Origin of the sequence: Angustibacter luteus (genome assembly GCF_039541115.1) — a bacterium.
Lineage (GTDB): Bacteria > Actinomycetota > Actinomycetes > Actinomycetales > Angustibacteraceae > Angustibacter > Angustibacter luteus.
Genome location: NZ_BAABFP010000005.1, coordinates 290,000 through 302,699, shown reverse-complemented (window position 1 = coordinate 302,699; position 12,700 = coordinate 290,000). Strand labels below are relative to the sequence as shown.

At 71.7% G+C, this 12,700-nt stretch carries 14 protein-coding genes and 1 tRNA gene; 5 read left to right on the top strand and 10 right to left on the bottom strand.

Annotated features, from left to right (window positions below):
- The first annotated feature begins 123 nt into the window (after positions 1-123).
- The 3 genes from ABEB17_RS10555 to ABEB17_RS10545 all read left to right on the top strand — a co-directional run bounded on the left by ABEB17_RS10555 (position 124) and on the right by ABEB17_RS10545 (position 2,689).
- Positions 124-1,239 (top strand): sensor histidine kinase, encoded by a 1,116-nt coding sequence (locus ABEB17_RS10555; RefSeq protein ID WP_345716654.1) that lies wholly within the window; start codon positions 124-126, stop codon positions 1,237-1,239.
- Positions 1,236-1,898 carry a response regulator gene (locus ABEB17_RS10550; protein WP_345716653.1) on the top strand — a complete coding sequence of 221 codons (663 nt, stop codon included), beginning with the start codon at positions 1,236-1,238 and terminating at the stop codon, positions 1,896-1,898. Before ABEB17_RS10555 ends, ABEB17_RS10550 begins: the two co-directional genes overlap by 4 nt.
- A 230-nt stretch (positions 1,899-2,128) precedes the next feature.
- Positions 2,129-2,689, top strand: a complete 561-nt coding sequence (locus ABEB17_RS10545; protein ID WP_345716652.1) for a dihydrofolate reductase family protein — start codon at positions 2,129-2,131, stop codon at positions 2,687-2,689.
- A 20-nt stretch (positions 2,690-2,709) separates the two neighbouring features.
- On the opposite strand, the gene ABEB17_RS10540 is transcribed toward ABEB17_RS10545, so the two are convergent.
- Positions 2,710-2,784, bottom strand: a tRNA-Val gene (locus ABEB17_RS10540).
- Positions 2,785-2,867: 83 nt separating this feature from the next.
- Complete coding sequence (locus ABEB17_RS10535; protein WP_345716651.1) at positions 2,868-3,323, bottom strand: TIGR02611 family protein; 456 nt, start codon at positions 3,321-3,323, stop codon at positions 2,868-2,870.
- Between the two features lie 227 nt (positions 3,324-3,550).
- On the opposite strand from ABEB17_RS10535, the gene ABEB17_RS10530 reads away from it, so the two are divergent.
- Positions 3,551-3,967, top strand: coding sequence for an SsgA family sporulation/cell division regulator (locus ABEB17_RS10530; protein ID WP_345716650.1), 417 nt, complete (start codon positions 3,551-3,553; stop codon positions 3,965-3,967).
- 35 nt (positions 3,968-4,002) lie between these two features.
- On the opposite strand, the gene ABEB17_RS10525 is transcribed toward ABEB17_RS10530, so the two are convergent.
- From ABEB17_RS10525 to ABEB17_RS10505, 5 genes are read right to left on the bottom strand one after another with little or no spacing between them, the layout of a single operon-like run.
- Positions 4,003-4,848 (bottom strand): aminotransferase class IV, encoded by an 846-nt coding sequence (locus ABEB17_RS10525; RefSeq protein ID WP_345716649.1) that lies wholly within the window; start codon positions 4,846-4,848, stop codon positions 4,003-4,005.
- Between the two features lie 36 nt (positions 4,849-4,884).
- The gene (locus tag ABEB17_RS10520; RefSeq protein ID WP_345716648.1) at positions 4,885-5,961 is read right to left on the bottom strand and encodes a chorismate-binding protein; all 1,077 of its coding nucleotides are present in this window, start codon (positions 5,959-5,961) and stop codon (positions 4,885-4,887) included.
- A gap of 8 nt (positions 5,962-5,969) precedes the next feature.
- Positions 5,970-6,449, bottom strand: coding sequence for a GNAT family N-acetyltransferase (locus ABEB17_RS10515; RefSeq protein WP_345716647.1), 480 nt, complete (start codon positions 6,447-6,449; stop codon positions 5,970-5,972).
- Positions 6,446-6,817 carry an MmcQ/YjbR family DNA-binding protein gene (locus ABEB17_RS10510; RefSeq protein WP_345716646.1) on the bottom strand — a complete coding sequence of 124 codons (372 nt, stop codon included), beginning with the start codon at positions 6,815-6,817 and terminating at the stop codon, positions 6,446-6,448. The genes ABEB17_RS10515 and ABEB17_RS10510 overlap by 4 nt, the downstream gene beginning before the upstream one ends.
- Positions 6,818-6,863: 46 nt before the next feature.
- Positions 6,864-7,325, bottom strand: coding sequence for a peptidoglycan-binding domain-containing protein (locus tag ABEB17_RS10505; RefSeq protein WP_345716645.1), 462 nt, complete (start codon positions 7,323-7,325; stop codon positions 6,864-6,866).
- Positions 7,326-7,447: 122 nt separating this feature from the next.
- Here ABEB17_RS10505 and ABEB17_RS10500 point away from each other — a divergent pair, with 122 nt between their 5' ends.
- On the top strand, positions 7,448-9,277 hold the full coding sequence (locus tag ABEB17_RS10500; RefSeq protein WP_345716644.1) for a hypothetical protein: 1,830 nt from the start codon (positions 7,448-7,450) through the stop codon (positions 9,275-9,277).
- A 41-nt stretch (positions 9,278-9,318) separates the two neighbouring features.
- Here ABEB17_RS10500 and ABEB17_RS10495 read toward each other — a convergent pair whose 3' ends face one another.
- Genes ABEB17_RS10495 through ABEB17_RS10485 form a run of 3 tightly spaced genes read right to left on the bottom strand, consistent with a single transcriptional unit; the run spans position 9,319 to position 12,619 of the window.
- A complete protein-coding gene (locus ABEB17_RS10495; RefSeq protein ID WP_345716643.1) occupies positions 9,319-10,584 on the bottom strand; it encodes a GNAT family N-acetyltransferase in 1,266 nt (421 codons plus the stop codon).
- A complete protein-coding gene (locus ABEB17_RS10490; protein WP_345716642.1) occupies positions 10,581-11,615 on the bottom strand; it encodes a Gfo/Idh/MocA family protein in 1,035 nt (344 codons plus the stop codon). The genes ABEB17_RS10495 and ABEB17_RS10490 overlap by 4 nt, the downstream gene beginning before the upstream one ends.
- Positions 11,612-12,619 (bottom strand): Gfo/Idh/MocA family protein, encoded by a 1,008-nt coding sequence (locus ABEB17_RS10485; protein ID WP_345716641.1) that lies wholly within the window; start codon positions 12,617-12,619, stop codon positions 11,612-11,614. The genes ABEB17_RS10490 and ABEB17_RS10485 overlap by 4 nt, the downstream gene beginning before the upstream one ends.
- Positions 12,620-12,700 lie beyond the last annotated feature (81 nt).

The window sequence follows — 12,700 nt, the reverse complement described above, 5'->3', positions numbered from 1 at the left end:
TAGGGCCGGCCCGCTGGTCCGCGCATCGATCGCTGGGCGGGCTCCCGGTCAGCCCGCTGGCAGGCCTGCGCTCATCCCCTGGGGTGATGCGGGAGTGCCGGGCGCGCCCCTACGCTCGCGGCCGTGAGCCTCGTCGCCCGACTTCGCAGCACCCGCCTGGACGTCCTGCTGACCGGGATCCTCATGCTGGCCGGCATCGTCCAGCAGGCGTTCTTCCCGATCGCTGGCCCCGTACCGGCCGTGCTCTACGTGGTCGGGTCGACGCTCCCGCTCGCCTGGCGACACACGTATCCCGTCGAGTCGGCGCTCGCGTCGTCCGCGTTCTGGCTGATCCCCCTCGACGGGTACCCGGTGCTCGGTTTCGTGGTCGTCCTGCTGCAGTTCTTCTCGCTGGGATCGCTGGGGGCCCCCCGGCTCGCCGTCGTGCTCGTCACGGTCTGGGCCGCGCTCGCCTCGGTGGCCGGGACCCTGCTGGGTCCCGAGCAGGCGGTGGCATCGGTAGGTGCTGTTCTCGTCGTGGTCGCGCCGGTGCTTGCCGGTCGCCTGGTCAGGCACCAGCGGGCTCAGAACCTGGCGCTGGCCAGCCTCGCAGAGCAGCTGCGGGCGGAGCGACTGCGTGCGGAAGAGGCCGCGGTGGGCTCCGAACGAGCGCGCATCGCCCAGGAGCTGCACGACGTGGTCGGCCACGAGGTCACGCTGATCGCCATCCAGGCCGAGGCTGCGGCCGCTGCCTTGAGGGTGACGCCCGAGCGTGCTGTGGAGCCGGTCGAGGCCATCCGCAGCACGGCCCATCGGACGCTCGGCGAGATCCGCGGCGTGCTGGATGTCCTGTCACCCCAGCAGGACGCCCAGCGGGCGGGCGAGGAGGATCTCCTCACGCTGGCGGCTCGGGCCCGATCCGTCGGGATCGCGAACTCGTTGGCCGTCACCGGAGATACCCCGCCCGAGCAGACCCCCGTCGCGCTCGCGGTGCACCGCATCGTCCGAGAGTGCCTCACGAACGCCGGCAGACACGCCCTCGGCGCGATTGTCTGCCTGAACGTGGACTGGACGCCGGACATGGTCGAGGTCCGCTCGACGAACGACGTCGCTGCCAGTGTCCCCCCGGTACCCGGTCGCGGCCTGACCGGGATCCGGCATCGCGCGGAGCTGCTCGGCGGCAGCTACGACGCGACCTGCGTCAACGGCCGCTTCGAGGTCCGCGTCCGCATCCCGCTCATCGCGCGGGCCACGCCATGACGTCGGTGCTCGTCGTCGACGACCAGGACCTGGTCCGGCACGGCCTGCGGATGATCCTGGAGCTCGGTGGCGTCGAGGTGGTCGGCGAGGCGGCGGACGGCGCCGCCGCGGTGGAAGCGGTGGCGCTGCTGGGGCCCGATGTGGTGCTGATGGACGTCCGCATGCCCGTCATGGACGGAGTCGAGGCCACCCGCCGCATCGTGTCCGCGGCGGCGTCCACCCGAGTCATCGTGCTGACCACGTTCGACCTGGACCAGCACGTCGTGGACGCCTTGCGCGCCGGTGCCGTCGGCTTCCTGCTCAAGGACGTCACGGCCGAGGGACTGCTCGACGCGGTGCGGCACGCTGCGGCGGGCGAACCCGTGCTCTCGCCGACGGTCACGGCTCGGCTGATGAGCCACTTCTCGAACCGTCCGCCCGTGCCGACCCGGCAGCCACCGGGGTTCGCGGACCTCAGCGAGCGCGAGCGGGAGATCCTCGCACTGATCGGTGCCGGATGGTCCAATGCCGAGATCGCCGGCGAGCTGTTCATCAGCATGGCGACCGTCAAGACCCACGTGCGGCACGTGTTCGCCAAGCTTGGGCTGAGCGACCGCGCGCGGGCTGTCGTGGTCGCCCGGGAGGCGGGCCTCGATTCTCGCGGCGGCACGAGTCCGTGAGTGCCGCAGAGGCTGGTCTCCCGTGCGTGGGCTGCAGCGTCACGGGCCGCCCGATCGCCGCGGACAGCCAAGCCTCGGCGGAGTCGTCGCCGACCTCCTGCTCGGCGCCCGGAAGTAGGCGCCCAGCGCCGCGAGCCTGCGACTCCGGCCCGGGCCCGGGTGTCGTATCGGCCGCTCCCCTTTCGTGGTGAGGTCGGAAGCAGCACCCCACGACCCGAGACGAGGACCCCATGCGCACCCTGTTCGTCACCGAGTTCATCTCCCTGGACGGCGTCGTGGAGGCGCCCGGCGGCGAGGAGGGCTACCGGCACTCCGGCTGGACCTTCGACATCGAGGAGGACCCCGCCCGCTACGAGTTCAAGGTCGAGGAGACCTTCGGCACGCAGACCCTGCTGCTCGGCCGGACGACGTACGAGGGGTTCGCCGCGGCCTGGCCGGAGCGGGACGGCGACTTCGCCGACAAGTTCAACACGATGGAGAAGGTCGTCGTGTCCACGACGTTGAACCACCCCACCTGGCACAACACGACCGTGGTGCGGGACCTCGCCGCCGTCCGCGACCTCAAGGAGGGCGACGGAGGTCCCATCGCGGTGCACGGCAGCGCGACGCTCGCTCGAGCCCTGCACGGCGCGGGCCTGGTCGACCAGTGGAACCTCATGGTGTTCCCGGTCATCCTCGGCAGCGGCAAGCGGCTCTTCCCGACCGACGCCGAGGACAAGCAGAAGCTCACCCTGCGCGAGACCCGCACCTACACCAACGGCATCCAGCTCGGCATCTACGAGACGCACTGAGGGCAGCGCTGTGGTCGATCTGGTGGGCGATACTGGGTTCGAACCAGTGACCTCCTCGGTGTGAACGAGGCGCTCTACCACTGAGCCAATCGCCCGTACTCGTACGGCCGCGCCACCACCGGCAGCGCGGAGAATCACCTTACCCGATCAGCGACGGCCGTCAGAAATCGGCTGGTCGCTACAGGCCGGGCACGTCGTGCAGGACGTCCTCGGCCGGGTCCGGGAACCAGGTGGGCACGCCGACCAGGGTGAAGTACGTCCAGAACAGGGCCAGCACCAGCACCAGCGTCGCCAGACCGAGCAGCACTCGGACCCACCACGCCTGGTCCCCCACCCACTGCGTCCAGCGCTGCACGTGCCGCCGGGCGAACTGCAGCAGCCGGTCGGCCTTCTCGAACTCGCTGGCCAGGATCGCCAGGCCGACGAAGACGATGGCCCAGCCCGGGCCGGGTGCGGGGATCGCGATGATGCCAGCCACCACGATGGCCAGACCCACGACGCCGACCACCGCGCGGTAGATCCGGTAGCTGGTGCGGTTCGCCCTGATCCGAGCGCGCCAGGCCCAGTCGTCGTCCCGCTCGACGGGCTCCTGCTCGTCCTGCTCGGCCCCCGCCGTCGGCCCCGTGGTCGTCACCAGAACAGGGTACGTGGCGAGCGCCGCTCGGCCGCGCCGAACCTCTCCATCGCACGTTTTGGCCGACGTTGGACCGGACTTGACCAGCGCTTGACCTTGCGAGAGAAGCAGATCGGACAAAGCGGACGACTTATGACGGATATCGGACACCCAGGTTTGACCCGCCTCCAGTTGGGGCACATTAGCCACGACGAGGGCACACCCCGCCCAACCCCAGGAGGACCACCATGCTCCAGCCCCCCGTGTCAGTCGTGGACGACGTCGACCTGCGTCTCGTCGTCCCCGGTGACGAGGGACTGCTCCTCACCGCCACCTTGCGGTTCGAGGCATGCGACCCCTATGCCGTCGAGGCCACCTTCCGTGCCGGCGAGGAGGCGATCTCTTGGGTGCTGGGCAGAGACCTGCTCAGCGACGGCCTGCACGCCCCCTGCGGCGACGGCGACGTCCGGGTCTGGCCGACGGTGGAGGATGACCGCGCGGTGGTCATGCTCCAGCTGAGCTCGCCTGACGGCTCCGCGCTGCTCGCGGCCGACGCCGAGGGCCTCGAGTGCTTCCTGGCCCGCACGTACGACGCGGTGCCGCTCGGCTACGAGGGTGACCACCTGGACGTGGACACGGCGATCGCCGAGCTGCTGGCGTCCTAGCCCCGCATCTGGCCCGGGGCGTCACGCACCTGGGTCTACGGGTCGAGGTCCCGCGCGGCGCACCGGGCGAACAGCTCGGTGAGCCGCCGGGTCACCGGCCCTGGCGCGTCCAGCTGACGGTCGTCGACGGCGGCGACCGCCTGGACGTCTCGGGTCGACGAGGTGATCATGACCTCGTCCGCGCCGCGCAGGTCGTCGAGGCCGAGGTCTGCCTCGTCGACGTCGACACCATCGGCGATCGCCCACTCGATGAGCAGCTCGCGAGTGATGCCGGCGAGGCAACCTGAGGACAGCGGTGGCGTGAGCAGCCGCTCGCCCGAGACCAGGAAGACGTTGGATCCAGTGCCCTCGCAGAGCTGACCACGGGTGTTGGCGAGCAACGCCTCGCTGCCGCCGCGCGCCGTCGCGTACGCGAGGGCGACCACGTTCTCCGCGTAGGACGTCGTCTTGAGCCCGGCCACCGCGCTGCGCTCGTTGCGCGTCCACGGGACGACGCTCACCCGCGCGGTCAGCTCGTGCCGGGGCGCCGGGGCGGCGACGACCACGTAGGTGGCGGCCGCATCCCCGCGACCCGAGCCGAGGGGTCCGGGGCCGGCCGTCATCGTGATGCGCAGCCGACCGCGCTCGAGCGGGTCCAGCAGGACCTGGTCGATGCCGTCACGGATCACCTGCGGGTCCGGCGGCAGGAGCCCCAGCCCCGCCGCGGAGGAGGCGAGCCGGCGCAGGTGCCGGGTCAGCGCGAACGGCACCCCGTCGACCACCTTGAGGGTCTCGAAGACCCCGTCCCCCACGGTCACGCCGTGGTCGAGAGCGGCCACAGCGGGCGCTCCAGGCTCGACCAGGGCCCCGTTGACCCAGGCCCGCAGGCCGTCGTCCGTCATGGCCACATCCTCGCAGAGCCTGCGGCAGGCGGCCCCTCAGCCGGCGGCCACCGCCAGGAGGCGGGAGGCCTTGAGCTCGGTCTCCGCCCACTCGGCGTGCGGGTCCGAGCCCCAGGTGATGCCGGCGCCGGCGCCGAACCGCAGCACCCGACGTCCGTCTCGGCGGGCCGTCCAGAAGGTGCGGATGCCCACGGCCAGCTCCGCCGTGCCCGCGTCGACGTCGATCCAGCCGACGGCACCGCAGTACGGCCCACGCGCCACCGGCTCCAGGTCGGTGATCGCCCGCAGCGCGCTGGACTTCGGCGCGCCGGTGACCGAGGCCGGCGGTGTCATGGCCGACCACAGCCCGCCCCAACCGACGTCGGGTCGCAGCCGACCACGGACCCGTGAGACCAGGTGGACCAGCCCGGGATGCTGCTCGACGGCGAGCAGGTCACTGACCTCGACGGTGCCGGGTGAGCAGGCGATCGACAGGTCGTTGCGCGCCAGGTCGACGATCATCACGTTCTCGTCGACGTCCTTGGGGAGCAGCCGCTCCGACGTCACCGCCGTGCCCTTGATCGGGCCGGTAGTCACGAGGTCGCCGCGCCGGCTCAGGAAGAGCTCGGGTGAGGCGCACACGACCTCGACGACCCCCGGCAGGACGACGGCGCCGGCGTACGGCGCGGGATGGCGGCCCCGCAGCAACCGGGCCAGCGCGACCACGTCAGCGTCCTCGGGCAGGTCCTGCTCCAGCACCCGGCAGACGTTGACCTGGTAGACCTCGCCGCGGGCGATCCGCGACCGCACCTCGCGGCAGGCCTCGACGTACTGGGCCTCGGACAGGGACGACGACCAGCCACTGGCGTCCAGTCCCGGCCAGGGCCCGCCGGCCGCGGGCTCCGTCCGGGACGCGTCCGCGAAGCGCGCGGCCACGACCGCACCCTCGTAGTCCGCGACGAGGGCCCACCAGCCGCCGCTGCGCTCGACGTGGTCCAGCACGGCGGGGGCGCCGTCCGACGAACCGCAACGGACCAGGTCCACGAGGTCGTGGGCGACCCGGTCCGCGAACCAGGCGACGGGCTCCCGGGCCGCCTGCTCGACCGCCTGCTCGACAACCGTCGCGCCGGACACCGACTCGCTCAGAGATCCTTCGCCATCTGCACGGCCTGCTCGCGGAAGCCCTGGCTGCGGTACAGGTTGCGGGCGGTGGCGTTGTCACCGAAGACGTTGAGCCGCAACGAGCGCAGGCCCCACTCGCGGCTGATCCGCTCGGCGGCCCGCATCAGCTGACGACCCCAGCCCTGCCCGCGTCGGGACTCCTCCACCTCGATGTCGTAGATCCAGGCGTACGGGTCGCCGGCCCCGTCGTCGCGCCGAGCCAGCCACAGGATGCCGACGGTGGCGCCCTCGGGGTCCTGCGCCCGCCAGAGCTGGTTGCCCTCGGCGGGCTGGCCGTCCGGGAACAGCTCGGCCATGCTGCGCCGGGACTTCTCCCGGGCCTCGTCGATCGGCACCCCACCGAGCCGGTGCATGTCGTCGGCGTAGGACTTCTCCAGGTGCACGAGGTACGTCGCGAGCTCCTCGCCCGCCAGGTCCACGAGGGTCACGTCGTCGGTCATGGCGGGAGCGTACCGGTGGCCGCCTCGACCGTGAGGTCGTGCTCGCGGGAGACCTTCTTCGGGACGCACATCCGCCACGCGTCGAGCCCCAGCTCGGCCAGCTCGTCCGGGTCCAACGCGTCGAGGTGGGCCTCGACCCAGTTGAAGCGCAGCTCCGACGGGCGGGGGAGGAAGAACACCTCCGGACGCTCCGCCACCAGGGCGGCGCGCTCCTCCTTCGGGAAGCCGAACCCGATCTCGGTCTCGTCCTGGGAGAACGCGACGTAGACGATCTGCCCGACCCGGAACTTCACCCGGTCGCGCACCACCACCTCATCGCTGCGCGGCAGGTCGGCCAGCACGGCCCGGACGTCGTCGATGGTCGCCACCCGTCGATCGTGGCAGTGACCACCGACAGCGCCGCGGAGCGAGCACTCAGAAGGAGAGCATCCCGCTGATCAGGGCCTGCCAGGTCACCGGACCGACGATCCCGTCCACCACGACGGACGGGGTGTCGGCGTGCAGCGCCTCCTGGAACCCGCGCACAGCGGCGTCCGTCCTGGGTCCGAAGATCCCGTCCACCGCGAGCCCCTTGGAGGGGTCGCCGGACTCGTTGCGGAACTGGAACTCCTCCTGCACGCCGCGCACGGCGTCACCCTCGCTGCCCTGCCGGACCGTCACGACCACCTCGGACCAGGTGATCGGGCCGACGATCCCGTCGACGGCCAGGCCCTTGGCCTGCTGGAACGCGCGGACCGCGCCGTCCGTCAGCGGGCCGAAGAGCCCGTCGACGACCAGGCCGTAGCCGTGCTCGTTGAGCAGGTCCTGCAGGGTCCGGACGGGATGGTCGTGGGCACCTTCGCTGACGAGCGGGAACGGGCTGAGTGAACCTGACATGACTGCCCCCTGGTGCTTGCTGCGCGGCTCGACACCGAACCGCGCGCTTCACCATCCTCCCCGTCGGCGAACGACGTCAACGGCCGTTGTGCTGCCCGCGGGTCAGCGCGACACTGAGGGGCATGATCGCGGTCGTTCGCGTCAGGGCAGCGTCGAACACGGACGCCAGCACCGTGTGGTCGGACGAGCTGATGACGAACTGGATGCAGCCGCTGCGGATGTACAGCCTCGGCAACTTCTGGTTCCTGTCGTCCCGAGGGCTCTACGCACTCGACCACACGCTGTACCCGCCCGTCCTGTCCACCCAGACCCCGCCGTCCGCTCCGGCCGGACGCCCGGCCTTCGAGTCCGCCGTCGCCGCCGAGGTCACCAGCCAGGTGCATCCGGACTGGGACGCCACGGACGTGCTGCTGCTGTGGTTCGCCCAGCCGACGGGGTGGTGGGGCGGCGGCCAGGTCGACGTCCCCGGTAGCGGCGGCACCAAGAAGGTCTTCGTGACCGTGGTCGACCGCAGTACGCCGTTCGACGCCGCCTGCCAGGAGTTGGGTCACTCCTTCGAGCTCCAGCACGAGGTGCTCGAGGACAGCGCGGCAGCGGCGAACGCGACGGGCGGGCACCCTTACGCCTCCCCGTACTCGACCATGAGCAGCCGCCGCTACGGGTACGAGGCGGTGGACCCGGAGTTCCTGCGCCCGGCTGACGCGGGGCTGCCGGACGGCGGGCCGAACGCCGAGGCGCCGCACCTGACGCTGCCGGCCAACTGGATCACGGGCCCGCGCCTGACCGGTGCCCAGCTGCTGTCGAAACCAGCCTTCCGAGACAGCCCGTCCGTGATCCATCTCGACGGTGGCTATGCGGACGACCCGGTCACGCTGCGCCTGTACGCCCTCAACCATCGCCTGCCGGACTCCGGGCTGCCGGTCGTGCTGACGCTGCCGTCCAACCGGCGCGACGGTCGGCGCTACGCCGTCGAGCTCCGTCGTGGTGGTTGGGACTACGACCAGGCGCTCGGCGAGCCCGGTGCTCCGCCGGAGGGGCTCGTCGTGCACTCGACCAACGCCGACCAGAGCATCCGATACGACGGCGTCGCCCCGCTGGAGCTCGCCAGCACCATGGTCGACTGGCCGTGCACAGCCGGCGACTTCTCGCTGCGCCTGCTGGGCGTCGACGCGCACCACGAGTTCGTCGACGTCCAGGTGCGCGGGGGCGCTCGGCGCTCGTTCCCGATCCGCGGGGTCCTGCTGGCCGGACGGTTCCGCACCCAGCACCAGCTCAACTCGATGACCCACGACGACATGCGCAACACGCTCATCGTCGAGCTCACCGGGCACAGCAGCCAGAGCGACTACCAGGCCTACGACAACGACACGCTGGCTGGCATGGGCGCCGTCCTGGTGTTCCTGCGAGAGACGGGGATCCGGGACGACGCCGCACTGCGCACCATGTCGGCGGACGACCAGCGGAACACCGCCATCGTCGAGATCGGGGTGCAGACCGGGCTCGGTCAGGAGCTGCAGGGCCTGGGCAGCCTCGATCTGGTGCTCATCGCGCTGGGCAGCCTGAAGGGCATCGGCGGTCGCGCGCCCGGGCTGGTCACCTCGTGGATCCGCGGCGCCCTGCTGGGCGGAGGCTTCCGCACCCAGCGCGAGCTGAACCTGATAGACCATGAGTCGCAGCGGAACACGTTGATCGTCGAGATGACCGCGCACAGCAACCAGACGAACTACCAGGCGTACGACGACGCCGAGCTCGAGGGCGTCGGCGCCGTGATGGTCCTGTTGCGACGGCTGGGGATCCGGGACGACGCCGCACTGCGCACCATGAGCGCCGACGACCAGCGCAACACGCTCATCGTCGAGCTCGATGCGCAGACCGGGCTGGGTCAGGACCTCCAGGGGCTGACCAACATCGAGCTGGCCCAGGCCGTCCTCGGGGTCGAGCGGGCGCTGTAGGTCCCCCGGGCACCCCGGCCGGGTCGGGTCATGCGCAGCGCTCAGAAGTGCAGGGACGACGACGCCGCGACCGGCCCTCGGAGCAAGTCGTCCAGGGCGCGGGCAGCGGCCTGGGACCCGGTGACCAAGCCCGCGCCGTGCAGCACCGTGGCAGCGGTGGTGCCGAGGAACGCGGCCGCGAGTGCCTGGACGTCCATGGTGAGATCGGCCGGGCGAGCCGTGGTCTCGACTGCTGCCCGGCCGCCCGACACCTGGAGGAGCCAGCGACCGGCGGTGGGTCCGCCCGGGTCCTCGACGTCGATCGCGATCTCCGCGTCCGGCCCTGAGTACCCGCGCAGCCGCATCGCGGTGGCCGCGTCCAGGATGCGCAGCGAGTAGCCGTCGGACATCCCCGTGACCCGCCAGGCGGCCCGGTCGACGAGCAGCCACGGCAGCGGGTCGTCCGTCCGAACATCGGTGGCACGCACCGTGCTCGCGAGCCCGGTGGAGGCCAGGGTCTGCCAGAGCGCCGCGTGCGCCTCGACCGCGGCGTACGTCTCCGACCGGAGCTCGAGCACCTGGGCCTGCGGTGTCCATCCCTGGAACGCGTACGTCAGCACGCCGTCGACGTGACCGTGATCGTCGACGTGCACGAGGCACCGGGTCGCGTGGTCACTGCCCTGCGGTGGGTGCTCGACCAGTGAGCTGGCGGTCAGCGCACCGAAGCGCAGGTCACCCGATGCGGCGGCAACCGTCCGGGCCAGGTCGTGGGCCCGTCGCGGGTCGGCCGCGTGCACCGTCCCGGAGGGTTGGCTTCGCAGCGCGAACCGGGCGCAGTCGGCCTCGACCGACAGGGACCGGACCGCCGGCGAGAACCCGAAACGCGCGTACAGGGCCGGGTGCGCGGCGTGCAGGGCCACGAGCGGGACGCCGGTCTCGCGCGCCCGCGTCGTGATCGCCTGCATGATGTGTCGCATGAGGCCCTGACCGCGGTGCGTCGGGCGGACCGTCACGTCGGCGACGAGGGTGCAGGCGATGTCAGTGTCGCCCCCGGCGTCGAGACTGGCCTCGATGACGGCTGCGGTGGCGACGGGAACGTCGGGGCCCAGCGCGGCCTCCGGTCGCGAACCGACGTCGTAGATCGCGTGCAGGACACGGCCCTCCTGCTGCCAGGCTGCGGCGGTGCTGGCGACCTGGCCGGCGGATGGCAGGTCCTGGAGGAACCCGTTGAAGCGAGCCGTCATCCAGGCGATCGTCTGGTGGTCCGGGCCGTCGTCGGTGCACCGGGCAGGGAACGCCCGGTGCTGCAGGCCGGGGTCGGCGGTCATGACAGCGTGCTCGTCAGCGAACGGACCGCGACGGTCCGGCCGCCCTCCCGGGCCGACTCGAGTGCGGCGGCCATGATCTCGACGGACCGGACGCCGGCCAAGGCACCGGCGTGGATGGAGGTGCGCCCCCGGACCGCGCTGAGGAAGTTGCCGATCATGTCGGCGTCCATGTCGGACCCGTAGGCCAGCCACTGCGGACCGCCGGCCGCGAATCCCGCCACCCGCAGGTTGAACGGGTCGATGCGCACCCTCCCCCTCGTCCCGATGACGTCGAGGCTCAGGCCGCCCCAGGTCGGAGCCGTGCGGGGCTGGCTCCAGGAGCAGTCGACGGTGGCGATGACGCCGCCCTCGTACTCGATGGTGACGATGCCACCCGTCTCGACCTCGGTCGGCGGGTACTGCTCCAGGATGCGGTTGCTCGCCGCCCGCACCCGCACCGCCGCAGCGCCCAGCAGCCCGTCCACCAGGTCGGTGCAGTGCACCAGGTGGTCGGCGAGGGCTCCGCCCCCGGACCACTGCGGCTGGGTGAACCACGCCCGGTCCCGCGGCAGCATGCCGTTGTTGGTGCCGAGCAGAGACAGCACCGTGCCCAGGGCGCCGCCCTCGAGCCTGGCCTGGAGGTGGCGGTAGGCCGGGGACTGCCGGACCGGGTGCGCGACCCCGAGCACCAACCCCGCGCCGTTGGCGGCCTGCCACAGGTGGACGGCATCGGCCGCCGTGGTCGCCATCGGCTTCTCACAGAGCACGTGACAGCCCTGCCCGAGGGCCGCGAGCACGTCGTCGTGGTGCCTGGAGTTCTCCGAGCAGACGACGACGGCGTCCGCGCCGGCCAGCAGCTCGGCCGGGTCCTCGATCCAGCGGGCGCCGGCTGCGGCCGCGAGCTGCTGACCCCGGTCGGCGACGTCGTCGGGCGCGCCCGGGTCGCTGAACGAGACGGCGACATTCGGCTGTGCGGCAAGGTGTCTGAGGTAGCCGGCGGCGTGTCCGTGTGCTGCGGAGAGCACGCCGACCTGCAGCATCGAGTCCGTCACAGCGCATCTGCGATCTGCTCGCGCCAGGGCAGGAAGTCCACCGGTTCGCCGGTCTGGATCGACGTCCTGGCCGCCTCGGCGAGCCCTACCGCCATCACGCCGTCCAGGGCCGCGACCCGACACGGATCGTCCTGCAGGAGCGCGCGGGAGAACTCCTCGAGCTGGCTGAAGTAGGGGCTCTCCTCCGCCGTCTCAGGCGGCAGGTACGACTGCTCCGCCTCGATCCCGGGGAGATCCTCGAAAACGGTGACCTCGTGGTCCGGGCTGCTGACGAGCCGGCCTGCGCTGCCCGCGACGTCGAACGACGGCCCGAAGGTGAACCCCGGGCTCCCCCAGAAGGACTGGACCTGGGAGATCGCACCGCCGTCGTGGACCAACGTCGCGTGGGCCACCACCTCCGGGGGAACCTGCCCGTCCGCGCTCGGCGGGTTCTGCACGGCGTGCACGCTCCGCACCTCTCCGGCGAGCCACCTCGCCTGGTCCAGGTCGTGCACCATCAGGTCGAACACGATCCCTCCGGACTGGGCCTCGTCGAGGAACCACGCGCCGTCCGGTCTGGCCCCACCGCGGACGAAGCGCAGCACGGCCAGGTCGCCCAGGGCCCCACCCCGCACCGCCCGATGGACGGCCTCGTACTGGCCGAAGAACCTGACGACGTGGGCCGGCAGGACCCTCACCCCACGTCGCCGTGCCTCAGCCGCGAGGTCCAGGGACTCCTTGAACGACAACGCCATGGGCTTCTCGCAGACCACCGGGAGACCGCGTCGGACGGCAAGCGTCGCGAGCGATGCGTGGCTGGCCGAGGAGCTGCAGACATCGACGACGTCGGCACTGGCGAGCAGGCCGTCCAACGTCGGCTCCACCTGGATCCCGTACCGGTCGGCCAGGGCCGGCGCCCCTTCCAGGGCGTAGACCGACACCTGCCAGCCGAGGCGCTGCCAGAAGGGGACGTGCAGCGAGGTGATGCTCCCGGCTCCGACGATGCCGACTCGGGGGCGAACCATCCCGTCTCCCTTCGCCCGAAACGTTTAGGCTGTCAGACGATAGCGACAGGACTGACATCTGGACAGTGGGCCAGAGCGGAA

Excerpts from the sequence above, each read along its gene's own strand:
- ABEB17_RS10550 (WP_345716653.1), top strand. The coding sequence starts at position 1,236 with ATGACGTCGGTGCTCGTCGTCGACGACCAGGACCTGGTCCGGCACGGC.
- ABEB17_RS10545 (WP_345716652.1), top strand. The coding sequence starts at position 2,129 with ATGCGCACCCTGTTCGTCACCGAGTTCATCTCCCTGGACGGCGTCGTG.
- ABEB17_RS10530 (WP_345716650.1), top strand. The coding sequence starts at position 3,551 with ATGCTCCAGCCCCCCGTGTCAGTCGTGGACGACGTCGACCTGCGTCTC.
- ABEB17_RS10525 (WP_345716649.1), bottom strand. The coding sequence starts at position 4,848 with ATGACGGACGACGGCCTGCGGGCCTGGGTCAACGGGGCCCTGGTCGAG.
- ABEB17_RS10515 (WP_345716647.1), bottom strand. The coding sequence starts at position 6,449 with ATGACCGACGACGTGACCCTCGTGGACCTGGCGGGCGAGGAGCTCGCG.
- ABEB17_RS10505 (WP_345716645.1), bottom strand. The coding sequence starts at position 7,325 with ATGTCAGGTTCACTCAGCCCGTTCCCGCTCGTCAGCGAAGGTGCCCAC.
- ABEB17_RS10500 (WP_345716644.1), top strand. The coding sequence starts at position 7,448 with ATGATCGCGGTCGTTCGCGTCAGGGCAGCGTCGAACACGGACGCCAGC.
- ABEB17_RS10495 (WP_345716643.1), bottom strand. The coding sequence starts at position 10,584 with ATGACCGCCGACCCCGGCCTGCAGCACCGGGCGTTCCCTGCCCGGTGC.
- ABEB17_RS10485 (WP_345716641.1), bottom strand. The coding sequence starts at position 12,619 with ATGGTTCGCCCCCGAGTCGGCATCGTCGGAGCCGGGAGCATCACCTCG.